This is a genomic window from Sphingomonas oligophenolica (assembly GCF_039522915.1).
Taxonomy (GTDB): Bacteria; Pseudomonadota; Alphaproteobacteria; order Sphingomonadales; family Sphingomonadaceae; genus Sphingomonas; species Sphingomonas oligophenolica.
Genome location: NZ_BAAAEH010000009.1, coordinates 88,874 through 108,292, shown reverse-complemented (window position 1 = coordinate 108,292; position 19,419 = coordinate 88,874). Strand labels below are relative to the sequence as shown.

Here is a 19,419-nt window from a genome sequence, read left to right as displayed (position 1 = left end):
TCTCGTAATCAGTTGGTTGCCCGAGCCCGGCCATCATCGTCGAAGCGATGGATGGAGGCCGGATCCACGGAAAAGGAGATCGCTTCTCCGGGGTGGGTCGACACGTCTTCGGAGCAGCGGGCCGTCAGCATCGGTCCGTCCGGCAACTCGGCGTGGATAAGGGCCTCGTTTCCGAGATGCTCGACTGTGCGCACCACGCCCTCCAACATCCCGCTGTCCGCGATCTTCAGATGTTCCGGCCGGATGCCGATGGTCGCAGCGCCATGGGCCGCCGCGGGCGGCCCGATGAGGAAGTTCATGCGTGGCGAGCCGATGAAACCAGCCACGAAAAGGTTCGCTGGCCGGCGATAGATATCGAGCGGCGTGCCGACCTGTTCGATCCGGCCGTTGCGAAACACCACGATCTGGTCAGCCATGGTCATCGCCTCGGCCTGGTCATGGGTGACGTAGACGGCGGTGATGCCGAGCTCCTGCTGGAGCCGCCGTATCTCGAAGCGCATCTGCCCACGCAGCGCTGCATCGAGGTTCGAGAGCGGTTCGTCGAAGAGAAAGGCCCTGGGCTGGCGGACGAGCGCCCGGCCGATCGCGACCCGCTGCCGCTGTCCGCCGGAAAGCGCGGCGGGCTTGCGATCGAGCAGCCTGTCCAGATCGAGCATCTTCGCGACGGTCCCCACCCGATCGGCGATCTCGGTCTTCGGCGCATGCGCGACCTTGAGGGCGAAGCCGAGATTGTCCCGGACGGTCATGTGCGGATAGAGCGCGTAGGACTGGAACACCATGGCGAGCCCGCGCGCGGCGGGTGCGGTGCGGGCCATGTCGACATCGTCGATCAGCAGGCGTCCCTCATCGATGTCCTCGAGGCCGGCGATCAGTCGGAGCAGGGTCGTCTTGCCGCACCCCGACGGGCCGACGAAGACGGTGAACCGCCCATTGGGGATGACGAGATCGATATTGTCGGTCGCAAGATGGTCGCCGAAGCGCTTGCTGACACCTTCAAGGATGATGGCGCTCATCGAGGTGAGTTTCTGCTGGTCATTTGACGGCTCCAAAGGTCAGGCCGCGGACGAGCTGGCGCTGGCAGAGCCAGCCGATCACGACCACCGGCGCGATCGACAGCATCGAGGCTGCGGAAAGCTTGGCCCAGAACAGGCCCTCGGGGCTTGAATAGGCGGCGATGAACGCGGTCAGCGGGGCCGCGTCGGTGCTGGTGACGTTGAGGCTCCAGAAGGACTCGTTCCATGCCAGCGTGAAGATCAGGAAGAAGGTCGAGGCGAGGCCCGGAAGCGCCATGGGCGCCAGGACACCAAAGATCTCCTGCCGGAGCGAGGCGCCGTCCATGCGCGCGGCCTCGAGGATTTCGGCCGGCACTTCCCGGAAGTTCGCATAGAGCGTCCAGGCCGCGATCGGCAGGTTGCCGGCGGCGAGCAGGAGGATCACGCCGAGATGCGTGTCGAGCAGGCCCCAGTCGCGATAGAAGAGGAAGATCGGGATGAGGGCTCCGACCGGCGGCATCATCTTGGTCGACAGCATCCAAAGGAGGAGGCCGCGCGTGCGTCGGGTCGGCGCGAAGGCCATCGCCCAGGCTGCGGGCACGCCGAGCAGCAACGCAAGGGCCGAGCCTCCGCCGGCGATGAGGACCGAGTTGCGGAGGGCGTCGCCATAATCGCCGCCGGTCAGGACCGCGCGATAATTGTCGAGCGTCCAGGAGAAACGCACGAAGCGCGGTGGAAAGGCGATCGCTTCGAGCTCAGGCTTGAAGCTCGTCACCAGCGCCCAGAGCAGCGGGAAGGCGATGAGGAGGGCGGCGCACCAGGCACAGACCGTCAGCAGGATCGAGGAGGAGAGCCGGTGGCGCATCAGGCCTCCAGTGAGCGGCCGACCGCCCGTACGAGGAAGAAGGCCAGGATGTTGGCGAAGATCACCGCGACGAGGCCAGCGGCGGATGCCGCGCCGACATCATATTGCAGCATGACCTGCGAATAGATGAGGAAGGCGAGGTTGCTGCTCGCCCGCCCGCCGCCGGTTGTCACGAAGATCTCGGCGAAGACGCTGAGCAGGAAGATCGTCTCCATCATCAGCACGATCGCCATCGGCCGCGCGAGATGCGGCAGCAGGAGATAGCGGAAGATCGCGAGCGACGAGGCTCCGTCCAGTTCAGCCGCTTCGCGTTGCTCGCGGTCGAAGGACTGGAGCGAGGTGAGCAGGATCAGACAGGCGAAGGGGAGCCATTGCCACGCGACGATCAGCCCGATCGACGTCAGCGGCGCGCTGGCGAACCAGTCGATCGCCGGTACCCCGAACAGCGACGCGACCCAGCCGAAGAAGCCGGTGACCGGCTGCATCAGCAGGTTCTTCCAGATCAGCGCGGCGACCGGCGGCATCACGAAAAAGGGCGAGATGACGAGCAGGCGCAATACCCCCCGCCCGATCACCGCGCGCTCGATCAGCAGCGCGATCGCCAGCCCGAGCCCGATGCTGATGACGAGCACGAGACCGATCAGCAGCAGCGTGTTGCCGAGCGCGGGCAGAAAGCCGGGATCGGTCAGCAGCTTCGCGTAGTTGGCGAGCCCGACGAAGCGGTGCGGACCGGCCGCGAGCAGTCGATAGTCGATGAGCGAGAAGCGAAGCGTCGCGATGAACGGCAGGACCGAGCAGGCGAGGAGCATGACGACCGCCGGCGCGACGAGCAGGCGCCCCTGTCCGCGGAGATAGGATCGGCTCGCGCCAGTTGCGGCGGGGGAGGTGCTCACTGGTAATAGCCTGCCGCGGCCATTTGCCGCCTGGTCGCGGCCTGTGCCTCCGCGAGCGCCTCGTCCGGTGTCACCTGCCCGGCGACGGCGGCGGCGAATTGCTGCCCGACCTCGGTGCCGACGCCTTGCCATTCCGGGATCGCGGCATATTGGGCGCCGACATAGGGTACCGGCTTGACCGTCGGCGACAGGGTGTCGACCGAATTGATCGCGTTCAGCGTCGCGTCTGCGAAGGGCGCTACGCGGCGATAAGCGGGATTGGCGTAGAGCGAGGTGCGCGTGCCCGAGGGAACGGCCAGCCAGCCGAGGCGATGCGCGACGAGGTTCGCATAGGCGGGCCCCGCCGCCCAGCGGATGAACTCCTTCGCCGCCGCCGACTTGCGCGAACTGACCGGTATGGCGAGGCCCCAGGTCCACAACCAGGTCGCGGGCCGGCCGAGACCTTCATCCGGCGGCGGCGCAAAACCAACCTGGGTCGACACCTTCGACATTTTCGGATCGCTGAGAAAAGGCGCGGCGACGGTTGAGTCGAACCAGATGGCGCATTTCCCCTGCGCGAACATGGCGAGATTTTCGTTGAAGCCGTTGGCGACGGCCCCCGGCGGACCGTAGCTACGGAGCGCGCCGACATAGGTCGTGATCGTGGTGCGCCATTCGGGCGAATCGAACTGCGGGCGCCACTGCCGGTCGAACAGACGGGCGCCGTAGGAATTCGCCATGGCGGTGATGAGCGCCATATTCTCCCCCCAGCCGGCCTTGCCGCGCAGGCACAGGCCGTAGACGCCTTCGCCCGGGCGATTGAGCTTCGCCGCCGCCTGGATCAGGAATTCCCAGGTCGGGGTGGCGGGCATGGCGATGCCGGCTTTCCGGAACAGGTCCTTGCGATACATGGTGATCGCGCTCTCGCCGTTGAACGGCGCTGCGTAGGGATGCCTGTCATGGGTTAGGGCTGACCGCACGGGACCGATCAGATCCTCGGCCCGATAGGCCGGCCCGAGATCGTCGAGCGGGGCGAGCCAGTTGCGCTTCGCCCAGACCGGCACCTCATAGGGGCCGATCGTGACGACGTCATATTGGCCGCCGCGAATGGCGACGTCGGTGGTGACGCGCTGGCGCAGGATATTCGCCTCGAGCATCACCCATTTCAGCCTGATCGACGGATGGCTGGCCTCGAAATCATGGGTGAACGCTTTCAGACGCACCATGTCGCCGTCATTGACCGACGCGATGGTCAGCGTTGTGCGCGACGGGGCGCCGGGCGTGCAGCCCGCCAGCGCCAACAGCGACAATGTCACCCATCCCGACCGCATCCCCGCGAGCACCCTGCCTATATCTTGGCGGGACATACCCGCGATCCGTGCAGGATGTCGGATCAACCTTTCGCTATCCTGACAGCGCGCGAGCGGGGCTGACAGGGTATCGTCAGGTTCGATCGGCAAGAGGAGCGAGTCCCGCGAACGCCGCGGCGCCAGGACATCAGCCATGGGCGAGCGGATGCGAGGGGAGAGGACGGATGCACCTGGTGTGCGGGGAAGCGCTGTACGACCTGTTCGTAGACGACGGCGACCCCGGATCCGCCGAGGTCGTGCTGAAGGCGGTCGCCGGGGGCTCGCCCTTCAACGTAGCTGTCGGCATGGCGCGGCTCGGCGCGAAGGTCGGGTTCGCGAGCGACCTCGCGCGCGATTTCCTGGGCGAGCGGCTGGCCGCGCAGCTCGCCGCGGAAGGGGTGGCGGATTCGTTCCTGCGGCGTTCGGCCGCGACGACGGCGCTCGCCATCGTCGCCACGGACGGCCTCGGCCAGCCGGGCTATAGTTTCACCGGGCTCGATACGGCGGTCTATTGCCCGGCGGAGGTGGCGATCGAGCAGGCCGGGCAGGAGATACGCGGCATCCATATGGGATCGATCGCCATTGTACTCCCGAACTCCGCGGGCGCGCTGGTCGATCTCGCGCGGTGCTTCGCTGATCGGGCGCTGATCAGCCTCGACCCCAATGTCCGACTCTCGATCGTTCCCGAGCCTGCCAACTGGTATCGCGCGACCGAGGCGCTCCGGCCCCATTGCCATGTCATCAAGCTGAGTGACGAGGATATTGCGGCGCTGTATGGCGACGCCGATCAAGAAGCGGTCTGCCGTGCCTGGTTGAATGATCGAACCGCGCTCGTCGTCCTCACAAGAGGTGCCGAGGGCGCGCGGATGTTCACCCGCGCGGCCGGCCCGATCCACATCCCGGCGCCGGCCACGGCCGTCATCGATACGGTCGGCGCCGGGGACAGTTTCATGGCCGCTCTTCTCGCGGGCCTGACGCGCGAGGGATGGGTTTCCGGCCCGGCCATCGCGTCGCTCGACGCGCAGCAGCTCTTCGATCTTGGCGCGTTCGCGGCGCGCGCGGCCGGCGTGACTTGCTCACGCCGCGGACCGGTGCTTCCTACCGCGCTGGAACTGGAGGCACTCGATGCGGTATCAATGGCGGATGTCTGATCGCAGCGTCGCGAAAGGCTGAGGAGGCACGGCCGATGCGGATCCTGCTTGTCGAAGACAATTGCGATGTCGGCGAGGGCATTGTCGGTAGCATGGGGGCCATGGGCCACAGCGTCGACTGGGCGCGCGACGGCGAGACCGGGGACGAGTGGCTCTCATCCAACAGCTATCAACTCGTGCTGCTCGATCTCATGTTGCCGGGCATGGACGGCATCACGCTGCTGCGGCGCCTGCGCGAGCGGCGCGGTGACATCCCGGTGCTGATCCTCTCGGCGCGGGGCGAGACCGACGACCGGATCGACACGCTCGATCTTGGTGCCGACGATTATCTCGTCAAACCGTTCGATTTTCGCGAGCTCCAGGCTCGGGTGCGGTCCCTGCTGCGCCGTCACACCGGGGAGCGTTCCAACGAGCTGAAATGCGGCCATCTGGTCTATGACCGCACCGCCCGGCTCGCCAGGCTCGACGGCAGGATCATCGGTCTGTCGCGGCGCGAGCTGTCGCTGCTCGAGATATTCCTGGCGCGGCAGACCCAGGTGTTCAGCAAGGCGCAATTGCTCGACCAGCTGTTCGGCTACAACGCGGAGCCGACCGAGAATAACATCGAGGTGATGATCGCACGCTTGCGCAGGAAGCTGGTCGGGACCGGAGTCGAAATCACCACGCAGCGGGGCGTCGGCTATCGCATCGTCGCGACATGACGACGCCGATGCCGGATTCGATCTTCGGCCGGTTGCGCCTGTTGCTGGTGGCGGTCTTCGCGGGTGGCGCGATCATCGCGATGGGCGCGGCATGGGTGTTTTCGATGACGGCAGCGACCGATGCCTATGACCGCCTGCTGCTCAGTGCCGCTGCCCAGATCGGCGACGCCATCCAGGTCGATCAGGGGCGGATCGTTGCCTTGCCGCCCGATTCGGCGTTCGAGACGCTCGCCCAGTCGACCGGGGATCGCTTCTTCTTCGCGGTGCGCGCGCCAGATGGCGCGGTGCTGACCGGATATCCCGCCCTGACCGTAACCGGGGCCTCGCCGCGCGATGCCGGCGCCGTCTTCGGCAATCGCGACTTTGCCGGTGCGCCGATGCGGACGGTCACTATCTATCGCCTGATCGCGTCGCCGACGGTGAACGGCTGGTGCAGCGTCGTGGTGGCGCAGAGCCTGGATGCGCGCCGTCGCCTCGTCGCCCGGCTGATGCTCAGGATCGGTGCGATCATCCTGTTCGTCGGCACCCTCGGCGGTATCGCCTCGCTGGTCGCGGTGCGCAGGGCGCTCGCGCCGTTCGACCGGATCGGCCGCGCGCTGGCGGAGCGCCGGCCGCAGGATACCGCGCCGCTTCAGGTCGACAGTCCGCGCGAGACGCAGGCGCTGGTCGCGGCGATCAATCACGCGCTGCGGCGCCTCCATGACCGGATGAGTACCCTGCAGAGCTTCACGGGCGTCGCCGCACACCAGATCCGCACGCCGCTCGCCGCACTGAGCGCACAGACCGAGTTGCTGCTGACCGACAGGAGCGGAGCTGCCCGGCTCCAGCGGGTCGACCGCCTGCGCCGGCATATCGCCACGCTGAGCCGGCTGACCAACCAGTTGCTCGGCCAGGCGATGGTCAGCTATCGCAGCGAGCGGATAGCGCATCAGCGCGTCGAGCTGATCGAACTGCTCCACCAGGTGCTACGCGATGCAATCCCCGAATCGCTCGAACGCGATCTCTCCGTCGACTTCGAACCGGCCGAGACATGCCTATATGTCGAAGGCGACCGGATCAGTCTGCGCGAAGCGCTGGTGAATCTCGTCAGCAACGCGGTGACGCATGGTGCGCGGTCGCTCCTCCGCGTGGCCGTGCTGGCGGATCGGGGCAAGGTGGTCGTGAGCGTTGCTGACGATGGGCCAGGAATCGATCCCGCGCTCTGGGAGAGCGCGGCACAGCCCTTCCACCTGCCGCGGCACGAACGTGACGGTGCCGGTCTTGGTCTGGCAATCGTCGCAGACGTCGCCCGCGCACATAATGGAGAACTGGCTTTCGCGAGGGCGGGGGATGATCTGTTCGAGATCCGTCTGATTCTCCCGCTCGCGCCCATCGAGCGCCTCCCGTCGTGAGACCTACGCTCACCTTGGGCGGTATCGCCCTACTGGTCGCGGTGGCCCTCGGCATCGCGTCCTCGCAGCGCAGCCCATCGCCGCGCGGCGATTTCGCGCCGCCCGAGGGGGCGAACGTGACCTATTTTCCAGCACCGCAGCGCGAGGTGGGATTGCCTCTCGTGATCTCCGCCTCGCTCGAGGCGGGGTTCGTGCGGCCTTTCCTGCTTGCGTTCCAGCGGCACGATCCGACGCTGTCAATCGCCTATATCCAGTCGCGGAGCGGCGCGTTCCTGCAGCAGGCGCTCGATAGCTGCCACCGGCACGAACCGTCGGCGGACCTCTATCTCTCGGCCTCCACCGACCAGCTGATGCGTCTCGCCAATGAGGATTGCGCGCGGTCGCTTCCGGCTGCGATCGGCGCGGCCGCGCCGGGACAGGCCGCGTGGCGCGACCAGGTCGTGGCCTTCACCGTCGAACCCGGCGCGTTCGTCTTCGCCAGGCCGGTGACTGGGCCTATCCCGGACAGCCATATAGCGCTGCTCGACTGGCTGCGGCGGCTCCCCGGGGGCGGCTACCGGATCGGCACCTATGATATCGAGGAGTCTGCGGAGGGCTATGATTTCGCCGCCTCGGATTCGCGCCAGGCCTCGCTCTATGGCCGGCTGCTCGAAGGGCTCGGCCGGGCGCAGGTACGCTTGTATTGCTGCTCGAACGTCATGGTGGACGCGGTCGATCGCGGCGAGATCCGCTTCGCCTATAATGTGCAACTCTCCTACGCCTATGCCGCCCAGCGGGCGGGGAGTCGGATATCGGTGGTGGTGCCGGACGATTATCAGGCGTTGCAGACCCTGTCGCTGATGGTGCCGAAAGGCGCCCGCGCACCATCGGCTGCCATGCGGCTCGCCGCCTTTCTGGTGTCCGACGAGGCGCGGGCGCTGGCCCGCCGCGCGCTCGCGCCGCCGGGCCGGCCGCCGGCGATCGCCCTGGCAGCGTCGGACGCGCTGCTCGCCAAGGCGTCCGTGACGCCGCTGTTGCTGAGCCTCCAGGATCATGCCCGGCGACGCCAGCTCATCCAGGAATGGCGTCAGGCCATTGTCAGCCCCGTGCCATAGGAAGCAGCAGCCGCCGTCCACCCTGGTCGAGAAGCAACCCGATGACGTCAGCGATCCTCTCACGCGCCGCCTTTCCCGCCTTGCCGGCCAGTTTCGAGACACCGCGATATGATGTGCGGAGCGTCTCGTCCGGTATCGTCCATCTCGGGCTGGGGGGATTTCACCGCGCCCATATGGCGCGCTACACTCATGACCTGATGGGGCAGGATCCGGAGGCGCTGGCATGGGGCATCCAGGGCACCGGGCTGCGCGCCGCCGACCGGGACTTGCTCGACGCGCTCGCGGGGCAGGACGGGCTGTACAGCCTGATCGAGCGCGAAGGTGCGCGCGAGCACCGCGCCGTGATCGGTTCGATCGTCGCGGCGATCGACGCCTCGGAGTCGAGCGAGGCGCTGCTGGCGGCGATCGTTGCGCCAGAGACGCGCATCGTCAGCACGACGGTCACCGAGAATGGCTATCATCTCGACCGGGCGACGAAGACGCTCAATTTTTCCAGCCCGGATATCATCGCCGATCTCACGAATCCGGAGCGGCCGCGAACGGTGCCCGGGATCCTGGTCGAGGCCTATCGGCGTCGGCGCAACGCGCGGCTTCCGGCCTTCACCGCTTTGTGCTGTGACAATATTCAGCATAACGGCCATGTACTGAAGGCGGCCGTGCTCGCCCTTGCCGGTCGCCAAGACCCGGAACTGGCCGAATGGATCGCCGCGCAGGCGCGCTTCCCAAACTCGATGGTCGACCGGATCACGCCGGTGCCGACCGCCGAGGAGATCGCCGCCTTCGCCAGCGAGACCGGGTTGGAGGATCACGCCTCGCTCCATGCCGAGATCTTCCGGCAATGGGTAATCGAGGACGATTTCGCGGCGGGGCGTCCTGCCTGGGAGAAGGTCGGCGCACAGTTCGTAGACGATGTGGCGCCCTATGAGTTCATGAAGCTGAGACTGCTCAACGCCAGCCATCTCGCCATCGCCGGGCTCGGGCAGCTGTCGGGTTATGTGCTGATCAGCGAGACGATCGAGGATCCGCTGATCCGCCGCTACATGGCCGCGCTGATGGACAGGGAAACCGGGCCGACCCTGCCGCCGGTGCCCGGGATCGATATCGTTCAGTACAAGCGCACGCTGATCGACCGGTTCGCCAACCGCGCGATCCGCGACACCACGCAGCGCGTCAACACCGATGCGCCGATCAACGTGCTTGTCGACCCCATCCGCGACCGGCTTGCGAGCGACCGGCCGATCGAGCTGCTGGCGCTGGGCCTCGCCGCCTGGTGTCGCCGGGTGACGGGCAGGGGCGAGGATGGCGAACCGATCCGGGTGCTGCATCCGATGGCCGAACTGCTGGCGCGCAAGGCACGGGAGGGCGGCGAGGATCCGACGCTGCTGTTGTCGATCACCGAGTTGTTCGGCGCGCTCGGCCGGGACCAGCGTCTGATCGCGGCGGTCGGCGGGTGGCTCACGTCGATCTACGACAAGGGGACCAAGGCCACGATCGCGGCCGGAGCGGACAAGGGACTTTTCTGAAGCCTCCAGCCCGGGAGCGTTCAACGCGGCCGGCTCAGCCCGATCGCGCCCAACCACAAGTACGAATACGGCATCGATTTCTGACGGGTCACGGGAATGTCTTTGCCAGGGGACATCGGATTCGGACCGATATTCCGAGGAGCTACTTTCCCTTCGCCCTGCGCAATCTGAACAGCGGCACTGACAATCGCCAGCTGGTGGATGCCGCCGGCGCCGAACTTGTGAGGCAGGCCATCCATCACGCGCGGCGCACCTCTTCCTGCCTCCGGCTTTCGGTGGTTCAATCCGCGAGAGGGCGGGGCGGGCTGCGCCACACCCGGCTGCTCGCGTCCCGGCCAATCCGTTGCTCAAAAAGCAACGAGCCCCTGACTATCCGGGCATTGGACATCAACGGAACCCGCTTACTCTGTCTGAAGACGCCGAGATACTCAAAAGGGTTGCGGCGCCAGTCTGCAATTCGGTGGGCGAGGCCTGGTGAATCGCTGATGTGAGACGCCGCCTTACACAGGCACGCCTACGTCACAACGAACGAGGCCTGGGACAAAGGCACGAAGGCGACGGGTACAGGCCCGCGACCGGAATGCGAAGCGCGGGCACTAAAGGGGCGATAGCAATGTCATATCATGGCGATAGAAAAAGCAGGCTGCGACTGAGCAACGCCGGGGTGTTTGCCTCCATTTTCCTGGCTCAGGGCGCCTATGCCCAGACGGTGCCGGCAGATGCGCCGCGTAGCTGGGGCGAGGACATCGTCGTCGCCGCCAGGCGCGACGGGTACGTCATCCGCGATTCCGGTTCGGCGACCCGCACCCCGACGCCGTTGATCGATGTGGCGCAGTCGGTCCAGGTGATCAACAAGTCGCTGATCACCGACCAGGACCGCCGCACGCTGGCCGATGCCCTGGTCAATGTGTCGGGCGTGGTCCCAACCAAGCCGGAGGAATCGGCGCTCGCCCAGCCGCTCGTGCGTGGGTTCCCAGCCGAAATTTATCTCGACGGCTTGCCCGCCTTCGGCATAAACGCGCTGGCCGACCCGACAAGCCTGACGGGCGTCGAGCGGATCGAGGTGGTCAAGGGACCGACGGGTACCGTGTACGGCGGCGGCGCTGGGGCGCCGCTGGGTGGGCTCATCAACGTGGATTCGGTGCGGCCGGAGGACAAGTTAGGCGGCTATGTCGCATTCCGGGCCGGCAGCTTCGCGACGATCAACCCCTATGCCGATCTGAATGTGCCGCTGGGCGGCGGGGTCGCGGCGCGCATCACGGGCGAATATCAGAGCAACAAGAGCTGGATCGACGAAGTGAAGGGCTATCGCTGGTCGATCCAGCCGAGCATCTCGTTCCAGCTCGGCGACCGGACCGAGTTGCTGCTTCGGGGGAAATATGACCGGCGCAGCCAGCTCGAATATAGCGGCCTGCCCGCGGCGCAGGCCCTGGCCGGTCAGGTCGCCGCCTCAGCCTTTCCGGGCGCCCCGATCGGCCAGCCGCGCAGCGTGATCGTCAACAAGCTTATCACGGCGGAACTCCGGCACAAGTTCAGCGCCGATCTGCAACTGACCGTTACCGGACGCTATTATTACAACAAGTACGATGAATATGGCAGCTTCATCTATCCCGACTTTATCGGGGCCGATCCCGCGACGCCGACGGTCTACCCGATCTTTCCGATCAATCTCCCCGCCTCGGTGAAGGAGGCGACGGTCGACGCCAATCTGCTGGCCAATGTCGATACGCTGGGCGGCCATCACGAGCTGCTGGTGGGCTTCAACTACGACCACACCAATTATGATTCGGCGTTCAATTTCGACTTCACGCCGGTGGGTCTGCTCGACCTGGCGCACCCGGTCTATGACCTCGCCTTCGGGCCGGCGCTGCCGCCGCTCAGCACCCAGACGGATACCTATGACACGATCGCCGGCTATGTTCAGGATCAGGCGACCTATGGCCGGCTGCATCTGTCGGGTTCGCTACGCTATACGCGCTTCACCTGGCACCGGGTCGAGAACGCAACGAATGTCGCCTATCACAACGTGTCGCCGCGCGTCGGGGCGACGTTCGATATTGTTCCCGGCGCGGCACTGTTTGCGGGATACGCAACCGCCTTTCGCGGGGCAAACCAGCTGGTCGCCGTACCTGGTTACAATGTCAAACCGGAGACATCCCGCAGTTTCGAGGGTGGGCTGAAGCTCGCTTTAGGGAGTGCCCATGTCTGGGGCACGCTCGCCGCGTTCGAGCTGACACGGCGCAACGTCCCTGCGGCTGACCCGAACAATTTCGGATATTCGATCCAGACCGGCGAGCAGCGCTCGCGGGGTTTCGAGGCTGACATCACCTGGGAGCCGAGCCGGGCGCTGTCGATCCTCGCCAACTATGCCTATACCGAGGCTAAGGTGACCAGGGACGAGGACGCCACACTCGTCGGTCAGACGCTGGCGCGCGTGCCCAAGCATAGCGGGCGCGTTGCGGCGCATTACCGCGTGTTGAACGGGTCCGCGAAAGGCCTGTCCTTCGGCGCAGGCGTCACCGCATTCACCGCGCGCGAAGTGTTTCTGCCGAACACCGTGGCGGTACCCGGCTATGCGGCTGTGGACGCGCAGGCCTCGTATGATTTCGGCCGGTTCACGGTCACGGTCTCGGGCGTCAATCTGGGCGGGCATCGCGGCTTCGACACCTATGAATATCTTTCCCCGGTGGTGATTCCGATCCAGCCGCGCTCCGCCTATGTCATGCTCAAAGCCCGTTTCTAGAGGTGGCGCGAGGCGACATGACGGTCAGGACCAGCCACCGATGAAACGCTCTTTCCCGACGTCCCTGATGCTGGCGGCGCTGTGCTGCGTCGCCCAGCCCGGGCTGGCGCAAGCCGCCAAGGGCCCTCGCGCGATCCCGGTGCTGATCAGCGGGACGGGTGACATCTTCCAGTCGAATAGCGCGCGGGTACGGCGGAAATTGCACGATGCCGGTGTGCCGACGGAACTCGAGGTGTACGAGGGCCAGTCGCACGCTATCTATCTCGACGCGGATATCCCTGAATCCGCCCAGGCCTTTGGCGACATGGCGCCGTTTCTCGAAAGGCATCTCAAGAAGCGATGACCGTGTCGAAGAAACAGCAAGGCATATCGCGCCGCACCGCCCTGTCGTTGATCGGGGCAGGAGGCGCCGGGCTGGCGCTCCCCGCCTGGGCCAAAGGCGGCGATCTGATGGCGGATGTGATCCGCCCCGGCTTCGATGAGGTACGCGGGCCGGTGATCGACCTGACGGTCGCGGCCGGCCATCGCTTCGTTCAGGGGCGCCACGGCCACGCGGTGGCGGTGAACGGCACCGTGCCGGGGCCGCTCGTCCGCCTGAAGCAGGGCGAGCCGGTGCGGATCGACGTGCGGAACGCGCTGCAGGAGGAGACGTCGATCCACTGGCACGGCATCCTTCTGCCGCTCCAGTTTGACGGCGTTCCGGGTGTCAGCTTCCCGGGCATCGCGCCGGGCAAAAGCTTCAGCTATGAATTTCCCGTCCGCCAGGCCGGCACCTATTGGTGGCACAGCCATTCCGGACTGCAGGAACAAACCGGCCACTACGGGCCGGTCGTCATCGACCCGGCCGGCCCCGATCCGGTACAGGCGGACCGGGACTATATCCTGCTCCTGAGCGAATTCTCGCCGCTGCATCCGCATGCCATCATGGCGAAGCTCAAAGCCGGTGACGGCTATTTCAACTATCAGCAGACAAGCTGGACCGACCATTATCCGCTGTCGGCGAAAAGCCGGCGGATGTGGGCCGATATGCGCATGATGGCGACCGATATCGCCGATGTCTCGGGCTCGACCTATACCTATCTCGCCAATGGACGCGGCCCGAACGAGGGTATGGAATATCTCTTCCGGCGGGGAGAGCGGATTCGGCTGCGGGTCATCAACGGCAGCGCGATGACCTTCTTTAATTTCCGCATCCCCGGCCTGGTGATGACCATAGTAGCGGCCGATGGGCAGAATGTCCGTCCGGTCACCGTCGACGAGTTCCAGATCGGCGTGGCGGAGACCTATGACATCCTGATCGAGCCCGGGTCGAACGACGCTTATACGCTGGTGGCCGAGGCGATGGACCGGTCGGGCATGGCGGTGGCCACGCTCGCGTCGACGCCCGGCGCACGGGCGGAGGTGCCGGCGCTGCGGGCACCGGTGCTGCTGACCATGGCGGACATGGGCATGAACCACGGCGGTGGCGGCATGGCGATGCCCATGGGCGCCGGCATGACCACGCCTATGGGCAGCAGCAAGGCCATGGAAATGAGCGGCATGCCGATGCGCAAGACGTCGCTGTTGCCTGGCGATGTCGAAGTGAGTCCCGGCCTGGACATGGTGTCGATGGCGCCGGTGGATAAGATGGGCGATCCCGGGCTCGGCCTGCGCGATGCCGGACACAGCACGTTGAATTACAAAATGCTGATCGCGCTCGAACCCGATCCTGACCAGCGCGCGCCGAGCCGTTTCCTGGAGATCCATCTCACCGGCAATATGGAACGCTATATGTGGTCGTTCGATGGCCGGAAATATTCCGCCGTCAGCGATAGCCCGATCCGCTTCGCATATAACGAGCGGGTGCGGGTGAAGCTGGTCAACGACACGATGATGGCGCATCCGATCCATCTGCACGGCATGTTCTTCGCTCTGGTCAACGGGCAGGAAGCGGCGGACCAGCCGCGCAAGCACACTGTCATCGTGCAACCCGGCGCGAGCGCCCAGTTCGATCTCACCGCCGACGAGCCCGGCGACTGGCCGTTTCATTGCCACCTGCTGTACCACATGCATGCCGGGATGTTTCAGGTGGTCACGGTGGCCGGGCCGAAGGGCGCGGCATGAAGATCTTGATTGCGGCCCTGTTGCTCGGTGCCGCCAGCCCGGCATGGGCGCAGCAGAACGAGCATGCCATGCCCGGCCCGGCGCCGATGAACGGTTCCGCGGCGATGCCGGATCATGGCGCCATGGGTCCGATGGCGGCGACTGGCCCGGCGATGAAGGAAACCCCGCCACCGCCCGAAGCCGGCAGCGGACCGGCCCGGGCCGCCGATTCGATCTGGGGGGCGGAGGCGATGCGGCGGTCGCGCGCTGAACTGACGCACATGCATGGCGGCGCTTCCCTCCATTGGTTCCAGGCGGATCGCTTCGAATATCGCGGGCGTGCCGGGAAAGACGGCTATCTCTGGGACGCGCAGGGCTATGTCGGCGGCGATCTCGACAAATTATGGGTCAAGAGCGAAGGCGAGGGGCGTTTCGGCCAGCCGACCGAGCGCGCCGAGGTGCAGGCGCTCTGGAGCCACGCCGTCGCGCCCTTCTTCGATCTTCAGGCGGGCGTTCGGCAGGATCTCGCAGGGCCGCGCCGGACCCATGCCGTGATCGGCATCCAGGGGCTTGCGCCGGGCATGTTCGAGATCGATGCCGCCGCGTTCCTCTCGCACAGGGGCGATCTGACGGCGCGGGCCGAAGTGGAGCTCGACCAGAGGATCACCCAGCGCCTCATCCTCCAGCCGCGCGTCGAACTGAATTTATCGGCGCAGGACATCCCTCGATTGCAGATCGGTGCAGGGCTGGACCGGGCGGAACTCGGGGTGCGGCTGCGCTACGAGATCGTGCGCGAGTTCGCGCCCTATGTCGGCATCGAGCAGGAATGGCGCGCCGGCAGAAGCGCCGACTATGCGCATGCCGCCGGGGACGGCGCCAGTTCAACGAACATCGTCATGGGAGTCAGGTTTTGGCTCTGACCGGTTCGAATCCAGCTCTTGTCGGCGGCGCCGAGCAAAGCACGCGGGGCAGCCGACGCCGCATCATCGTGATCGCCTTGCTGTTCGCCACCTATTTCCTGACCTATCTCGATCGTGCGGTGATGGCGACCGCGATCCCGTTCATCACCAAAGAGTTCCAGCTTTCCTCCACCGCCGCCGGGTCGGTGCTCAGTGCCTTCTTCTTCGGCTATGCGCTGATGCAGATCCCTTCAGGTATCCTGGCGGACCGACTGGGGCCGGCGCGCCTGCTCGTCGTGGCGGTGATCTGCTGGTCGATCTTCACCGCGATGACCGGCCTGGTGACGTCGCTGGCGATGCTGATCGTCGTCCGCATCCTGTTCGGGCTGAGCGAGGGGCCGGCCCCGGCCGCCGTTTCCAAGGCGATCGCAATTTCGGTTTCGCGCGACCAGATCGGCCGCTCCAACGGCATCGTGCTCGCGGCGACGCTGATCGGTGGCGCTGTCGCACCGGCGTTCGTCGCGACGATCATCCTGCACTGGGGTTGGCGATCCGCCTTTCTCGGGTTGCTGGTGCCCGGGTTGCTGCTGGCGCTGGCGATCCGCGGGGTGCTTGGCGGAGCCCGTGCTTCGACTCCGGCAGCACGGACGGAAGGGGATACGGGCCAGGCGTGGCGCGCGGTGTTCGGCTCGTCGCAGATGCGGTGGTGCTTTGCGGCGACCTTTTTCGCCGGCGCGGCGAATTGGGGCCTGCAGAACTGGCTGCCGACCTATCTGCTCAAGGCGCGCGGGTTCGGCGTCGCCGAGATGGGCGCGCTGGCCTCGATCCCCTTTGCCGCGGGCGCGCTGGGCTATCTACTCGGTGGGTATGCGGGCGATCGCTTCTTCGCCGGGCGACGCCATGTGCTGATCCTGCTCTGCCTGTCGCTGTCGGCAATCGCCACCTATGGCGCGGCGGTCGCGCCCGGTGGAATATTGTCGGTCGCCTTCATGACGGCCGGCTTTCTCCTGATCGGCGCGTCGATGAGCACGTTGTTCACCTTGCCCCTGCTGCTGGTCCCCCTGGAGGCGACCGGCACGGCGTTCGGCATCGTCAACACCGGCGCGCAGATCGCCGGCTTCGTCTCTCCCCTGCTGATCGGGGCAGTGCTCGACGCCTCGAAGCAGAACTACGCGGTCGCACTGTATCTTGTCGTCGGGTTGCTTCTGGCCGGTGCCGTCGCGGCGAGCCGTATCAGGGAAAGCCGATCCGATCTCCCTTCTGGAAATGAGGTAATGTCATGAGGATTCCCGGCGCCATCGCGCTCGCAACCTTCTGTCTCGCGGCGGGCATATGGCCGTCGATGGCACAGGCGCAAACGGCCTCGCCCGGCGCGTCGACCGCGCTGTCCGCAAAATGCGAGGCATTGGCAGCGGAGGACCTGGCCGGGATCCCGGATGCGCCGACTCATCTCAATTCGGCGAAGCTGATCGTCGCAACGGCCGACAAGCCGGCCTATTGCGAGACTGAGGGCTACGTCGCGCCCCAGGTCGGCATTCTGATGTGGCTGCCGGCCGAGGGGTGGAACGGCAAGTTCCTGCAAGTTGGTTGCGGCGGATTCTGTGGATCGCTGGCCTGGATCGGCGCGTGCGAAGAGCCGCTCAAAAAGGGCTATGCCTGCATCACGACCGATATGGGCCACCGCGCCAAGGAAGCCGAAGGGGTCGAATGGGCCTATAACAACCCGCAGGCGGTGATGGATTTCGCCTATCGCGCCACGCATGTCACCGCGCTGGCCGGCAAGGCGATCGTCCAGCGTTATTATGGGCGCAGGCCCGACCGGTCCTATTTCAGCGGCTGTTCCTGCGGCGGCCGCCAGGCGCTGGTCGAGGCCGAGCGGTTCCCCTGGGATTTCAACGGGATCATCGTCGGCGCGCCAGGCATGAACTATCCCGATATTGCGCTCAACTTCGCGCAGCGCGCGCATTTCCTGTACAGCCCGAGCGGGGCGCCGCTGTTCGATAGTGCCGCCATCCGGTTCCTCAACAAGGCCGTGATCGCCAAGTGCGACATGAACGACGGACTGAAGGACGGGCAGATCGGCGATCCGCGCTTATGCACGTTCGACCCGCGCGCCTATGTCTGCCCGCCCGGCGCGACCGCCGACTGCCTTACGCCGGCGCAAGCCGATGCGGCGGTTTCGTTCTACAGCGAGCACAGATCGGCATCGGGCGACCGGGTCGGCGACCGCGCCTTCCTTCCGGGATCGGAGATCAGCTATCTGGGGATGAACGACAATCCCCTCATGAAGCGGACCTTCTATGAGGATTTCCTCAAATATATGGCGCTCGTCCCCAATCCGGGCCCGGCCTGGAAATTCGAGAATTTCGATCCCGACGCCGATTACAAGCGCTTCGGGCTGATCCAGTCGCTGTTCCAGGCCGACAATCCCGATCTTCACCAGTTCAAGGAAGCCGGCGGGAAGCTGATCTTCTATCATGGCTGGGCCGATGCCGGGCCGTCGCCGCTGACTTCGATCGCCTTCTACAAGACGATCGAGCGGACCATGGGCGGGCGCGCCGCCACCGAGGATTTCCTCCGCCTCTTCATGGTGCCCGATATGGACCATTGTGGGGCCGGCAAGGGGCCATGGGTGATCGACTATCTCGATTATCTGGAGAAATGGGTCGAGAAGGCGAAGGCGCCGGACGTCATGATCGGCGCGCACTTCACCGACGAGGCGATGTCCGATCACAAGTTCGATCCGGCCAAACCCAAGTTCACGCGGCCGATTTTCCCCTATCCGCTGCGCGCGCAATATAAGGGGAAAGGCGATCCGAACAGCGCCGCCAGCTTCAAGCCCGTCCGCTCCGATGACTGAAGCCACCCTCTTCGCAACCCTTTGACATGCTCCGGAGGCCCATCATGATGGATATCGATCGCCGCACGGCAACCTTTCTGACCCTCCTCGCCCCGCTCGTCGCGGGCAGCGCAGCCAGTGCCGCCGGCGCACAACAGGCTCCGGCGGGCGCGAGTGCCAAGGTTGGGAGTTACATGGATCTCGTCCCGCCAAGCTGGAAGGGCAAGGAGCAGATCGGGATCGTCATCTATGATCACATCACCGCGCTCGACGTGATCGGCCCGCATTATTTCCTGGGCAGGTTGGCCGGCGCGGAAATCCATTTCGTCGCTGACAGTCTGCGTCCCGTGCCGTCCGAAAATGGCCTGATCCTGACGCCCAACGCGACCTTCGAGACCTGCCCCAAGGACCTCGACGTGCTGATGACGGGCGGCGGGACCAGCGGCACGCTGGCGGCGATGCGTGATCCCGCGATGCTCGCCTTCCTCGCCGACCGGGGCTCCCGGGCGAAATGGGTGACGAGCGTCTGCACCGGATCTTTGCTGCTGGGGCAGGCCGGGTTGCTGCACGGCTACCGCGCCACCTCGCACTGGCTGGGGCGGCCGTTCCTCAAGGATTTCGGCGCAATCGAAGTGGACGAGCGCGTCGTGTTCGACCGCAACCGGGCGACCGGCGCGGGCGTGTCGGCGGGGCTCGACCTCGCTCTGGCGCTCATCCAGAAGCTGCGCCCGCTTGAGTTCGCCCAGGCGATGCAGCTTCTCGCCGAATATGCGCCCGAGCCGTCGCTCGACAGCGGCACGCCCGATCGGGCGCCGGCCCCGGTTCTCACCGAGGTGCGCTCGCTGACGTCCGGCTTCGTCGCCGGCGCCGGCGAAATGGCGCGGGCGTACAGCGCGCGGAAGGCGTAATACGGACCTG

17 protein-coding genes are annotated in these 19,419 nt (G+C 66.0%); 12 read left to right on the top strand and 5 right to left on the bottom strand.

Annotated features, from left to right (window positions below; all coding sequences use genetic code 11):
- Positions 1-8: 8 nt before the first annotated feature.
- The 4 genes from ABD050_RS06670 to ABD050_RS06655 are packed head-to-tail and all read right to left on the bottom strand — an operon-like array spanning position 9 to position 4,096.
- A complete protein-coding gene (locus ABD050_RS06670; protein ID WP_343888472.1) occupies positions 9-1,013 on the bottom strand; it encodes an ABC transporter ATP-binding protein in 1,005 nt (334 codons plus the stop codon).
- 19 nt (positions 1,014-1,032) lie between these two features.
- A complete protein-coding gene (locus ABD050_RS06665; RefSeq protein ID WP_343888471.1) occupies positions 1,033-1,857 on the bottom strand; it encodes a carbohydrate ABC transporter permease in 825 nt (274 codons plus the stop codon).
- Positions 1,857-2,750 carry a carbohydrate ABC transporter permease gene (locus ABD050_RS06660; protein WP_343888470.1) on the bottom strand — a complete coding sequence of 298 codons (894 nt, stop codon included), beginning with the start codon at positions 2,748-2,750 and terminating at the stop codon, positions 1,857-1,859. The genes ABD050_RS06665 and ABD050_RS06660 overlap by 1 nt, the downstream gene beginning before the upstream one ends.
- Positions 2,747-4,096, bottom strand: a complete 1,350-nt coding sequence (locus ABD050_RS06655; protein ID WP_343888469.1) for an ABC transporter substrate-binding protein — start codon at positions 4,094-4,096, stop codon at positions 2,747-2,749. Before ABD050_RS06655 ends, ABD050_RS06660 begins: the two co-directional genes overlap by 4 nt.
- A 167-nt stretch (positions 4,097-4,263) precedes the next feature.
- Here ABD050_RS06655 and ABD050_RS06650 point away from each other — a divergent pair, with 167 nt between their 5' ends.
- The 5 genes from ABD050_RS06650 to ABD050_RS06630 are packed head-to-tail and all read left to right on the top strand — an operon-like array spanning position 4,264 to position 9,938.
- On the top strand, positions 4,264-5,229 hold the full coding sequence (locus tag ABD050_RS06650; protein WP_343888467.1) for a carbohydrate kinase family protein: 966 nt from the start codon (positions 4,264-4,266) through the stop codon (positions 5,227-5,229).
- Positions 5,230-5,264: 35 nt separating this feature from the next.
- A complete protein-coding gene (locus ABD050_RS06645; protein ID WP_343888466.1) occupies positions 5,265-5,930 on the top strand; it encodes a response regulator transcription factor in 666 nt (221 codons plus the stop codon).
- Entirely contained in the window at positions 5,927-7,321 is a 1,395-nt protein-coding gene (locus ABD050_RS06640) for a sensor histidine kinase (protein ID WP_343888465.1), read from the top strand. The genes ABD050_RS06645 and ABD050_RS06640 overlap by 4 nt, the downstream gene beginning before the upstream one ends.
- A gap of 14 nt (positions 7,322-7,335) precedes the next feature.
- Complete coding sequence (locus ABD050_RS06635) at positions 7,336-8,415, top strand: ABC transporter substrate-binding protein (RefSeq protein ID WP_343888464.1); 1,080 nt, start codon at positions 7,336-7,338, stop codon at positions 8,413-8,415.
- Between the two features lie 41 nt (positions 8,416-8,456).
- Positions 8,457-9,938, top strand: a complete 1,482-nt coding sequence (locus ABD050_RS06630; protein ID WP_343888463.1) for a mannitol dehydrogenase family protein — start codon at positions 8,457-8,459, stop codon at positions 9,936-9,938.
- Positions 9,939-9,958: 20 nt separating this feature from the next.
- Here ABD050_RS06630 and ABD050_RS06625 read toward each other — a convergent pair whose 3' ends face one another.
- Positions 9,959-10,180, bottom strand: a complete 222-nt coding sequence (locus ABD050_RS06625) for a hypothetical protein (protein WP_343888462.1) — start codon at positions 10,178-10,180, stop codon at positions 9,959-9,961.
- A 422-nt stretch (positions 10,181-10,602) separates the two neighbouring features.
- Between ABD050_RS06625 and ABD050_RS06620 the strand changes: the two genes are divergently transcribed.
- Genes ABD050_RS06620 through ABD050_RS06590 form a run of 7 tightly spaced genes read left to right on the top strand, consistent with a single transcriptional unit; the run spans position 10,603 to position 19,409 of the window.
- Complete coding sequence (locus ABD050_RS06620) at positions 10,603-12,681, top strand: TonB-dependent siderophore receptor (RefSeq protein ID WP_343888461.1); 2,079 nt, start codon at positions 10,603-10,605, stop codon at positions 12,679-12,681.
- A gap of 40 nt (positions 12,682-12,721) precedes the next feature.
- Complete coding sequence (locus tag ABD050_RS06615; protein WP_343888460.1) at positions 12,722-13,024, top strand: alpha/beta hydrolase; 303 nt, start codon at positions 12,722-12,724, stop codon at positions 13,022-13,024.
- Complete coding sequence (locus tag ABD050_RS06610; protein WP_343888459.1) at positions 13,021-14,784, top strand: copper resistance system multicopper oxidase; 1,764 nt, start codon at positions 13,021-13,023, stop codon at positions 14,782-14,784. Before ABD050_RS06615 ends, ABD050_RS06610 begins: the two co-directional genes overlap by 4 nt.
- Positions 14,781-15,683: a copper resistance protein B gene (locus ABD050_RS06605; RefSeq protein WP_343888458.1), complete on the top strand. Its 903-nt coding sequence runs from the start codon at positions 14,781-14,783 to the stop codon at positions 15,681-15,683. The genes ABD050_RS06610 and ABD050_RS06605 overlap by 4 nt, the downstream gene beginning before the upstream one ends.
- Positions 15,674-16,945 (top strand): MFS transporter, encoded by a 1,272-nt coding sequence (locus tag ABD050_RS06600; RefSeq protein WP_343888457.1) that lies wholly within the window; start codon positions 15,674-15,676, stop codon positions 16,943-16,945. Before ABD050_RS06605 ends, ABD050_RS06600 begins: the two co-directional genes overlap by 10 nt.
- Positions 16,942-18,522 carry a tannase/feruloyl esterase family alpha/beta hydrolase gene (locus ABD050_RS06595; protein WP_343888456.1) on the top strand — a complete coding sequence of 527 codons (1,581 nt, stop codon included), beginning with the start codon at positions 16,942-16,944 and terminating at the stop codon, positions 18,520-18,522. The genes ABD050_RS06600 and ABD050_RS06595 overlap by 4 nt, the downstream gene beginning before the upstream one ends.
- 44 nt (positions 18,523-18,566) lie before the next feature.
- Complete coding sequence (locus tag ABD050_RS06590) at positions 18,567-19,409, top strand: DJ-1/PfpI family protein (RefSeq protein ID WP_343888455.1); 843 nt, start codon at positions 18,567-18,569, stop codon at positions 19,407-19,409.
- Positions 19,410-19,419 lie beyond the last annotated feature (10 nt).

Coding starts and splice junctions, on each gene's coding strand:
- ABD050_RS06670 (WP_343888472.1), bottom strand. CDS start 1,013: ATGAGCGCCATCATCCTTGAAGGTGTCAGCAAGCGCTTCGGCGACCAT.
- ABD050_RS06665 (WP_343888471.1), bottom strand. CDS start 1,857: ATGCGCCACCGGCTCTCCTCCTCGATCCTGCTGACGGTCTGTGCCTGG.
- ABD050_RS06655 (WP_343888469.1), bottom strand. CDS start 4,096: ATGTCCCGCCAAGATATAGGCAGGGTGCTCGCGGGGATGCGGTCGGGA.
- ABD050_RS06650 (WP_343888467.1), top strand. CDS start 4,264: ATGCACCTGGTGTGCGGGGAAGCGCTGTACGACCTGTTCGTAGACGAC.
- ABD050_RS06645 (WP_343888466.1), top strand. CDS start 5,265: ATGCGGATCCTGCTTGTCGAAGACAATTGCGATGTCGGCGAGGGCATT.
- ABD050_RS06640 (WP_343888465.1), top strand. CDS start 5,927: ATGACGACGCCGATGCCGGATTCGATCTTCGGCCGGTTGCGCCTGTTG.
- ABD050_RS06630 (WP_343888463.1), top strand. CDS start 8,457: ATGACGTCAGCGATCCTCTCACGCGCCGCCTTTCCCGCCTTGCCGGCC.
- ABD050_RS06615 (WP_343888460.1), top strand. CDS start 12,722: ATGAAACGCTCTTTCCCGACGTCCCTGATGCTGGCGGCGCTGTGCTGC.
- ABD050_RS06610 (WP_343888459.1), top strand. CDS start 13,021: ATGACCGTGTCGAAGAAACAGCAAGGCATATCGCGCCGCACCGCCCTG.
- ABD050_RS06605 (WP_343888458.1), top strand. CDS start 14,781: ATGAAGATCTTGATTGCGGCCCTGTTGCTCGGTGCCGCCAGCCCGGCA.
- ABD050_RS06595 (WP_343888456.1), top strand. CDS start 16,942: ATGAGGATTCCCGGCGCCATCGCGCTCGCAACCTTCTGTCTCGCGGCG.
- ABD050_RS06590 (WP_343888455.1), top strand. CDS start 18,567: ATGATGGATATCGATCGCCGCACGGCAACCTTTCTGACCCTCCTCGCC.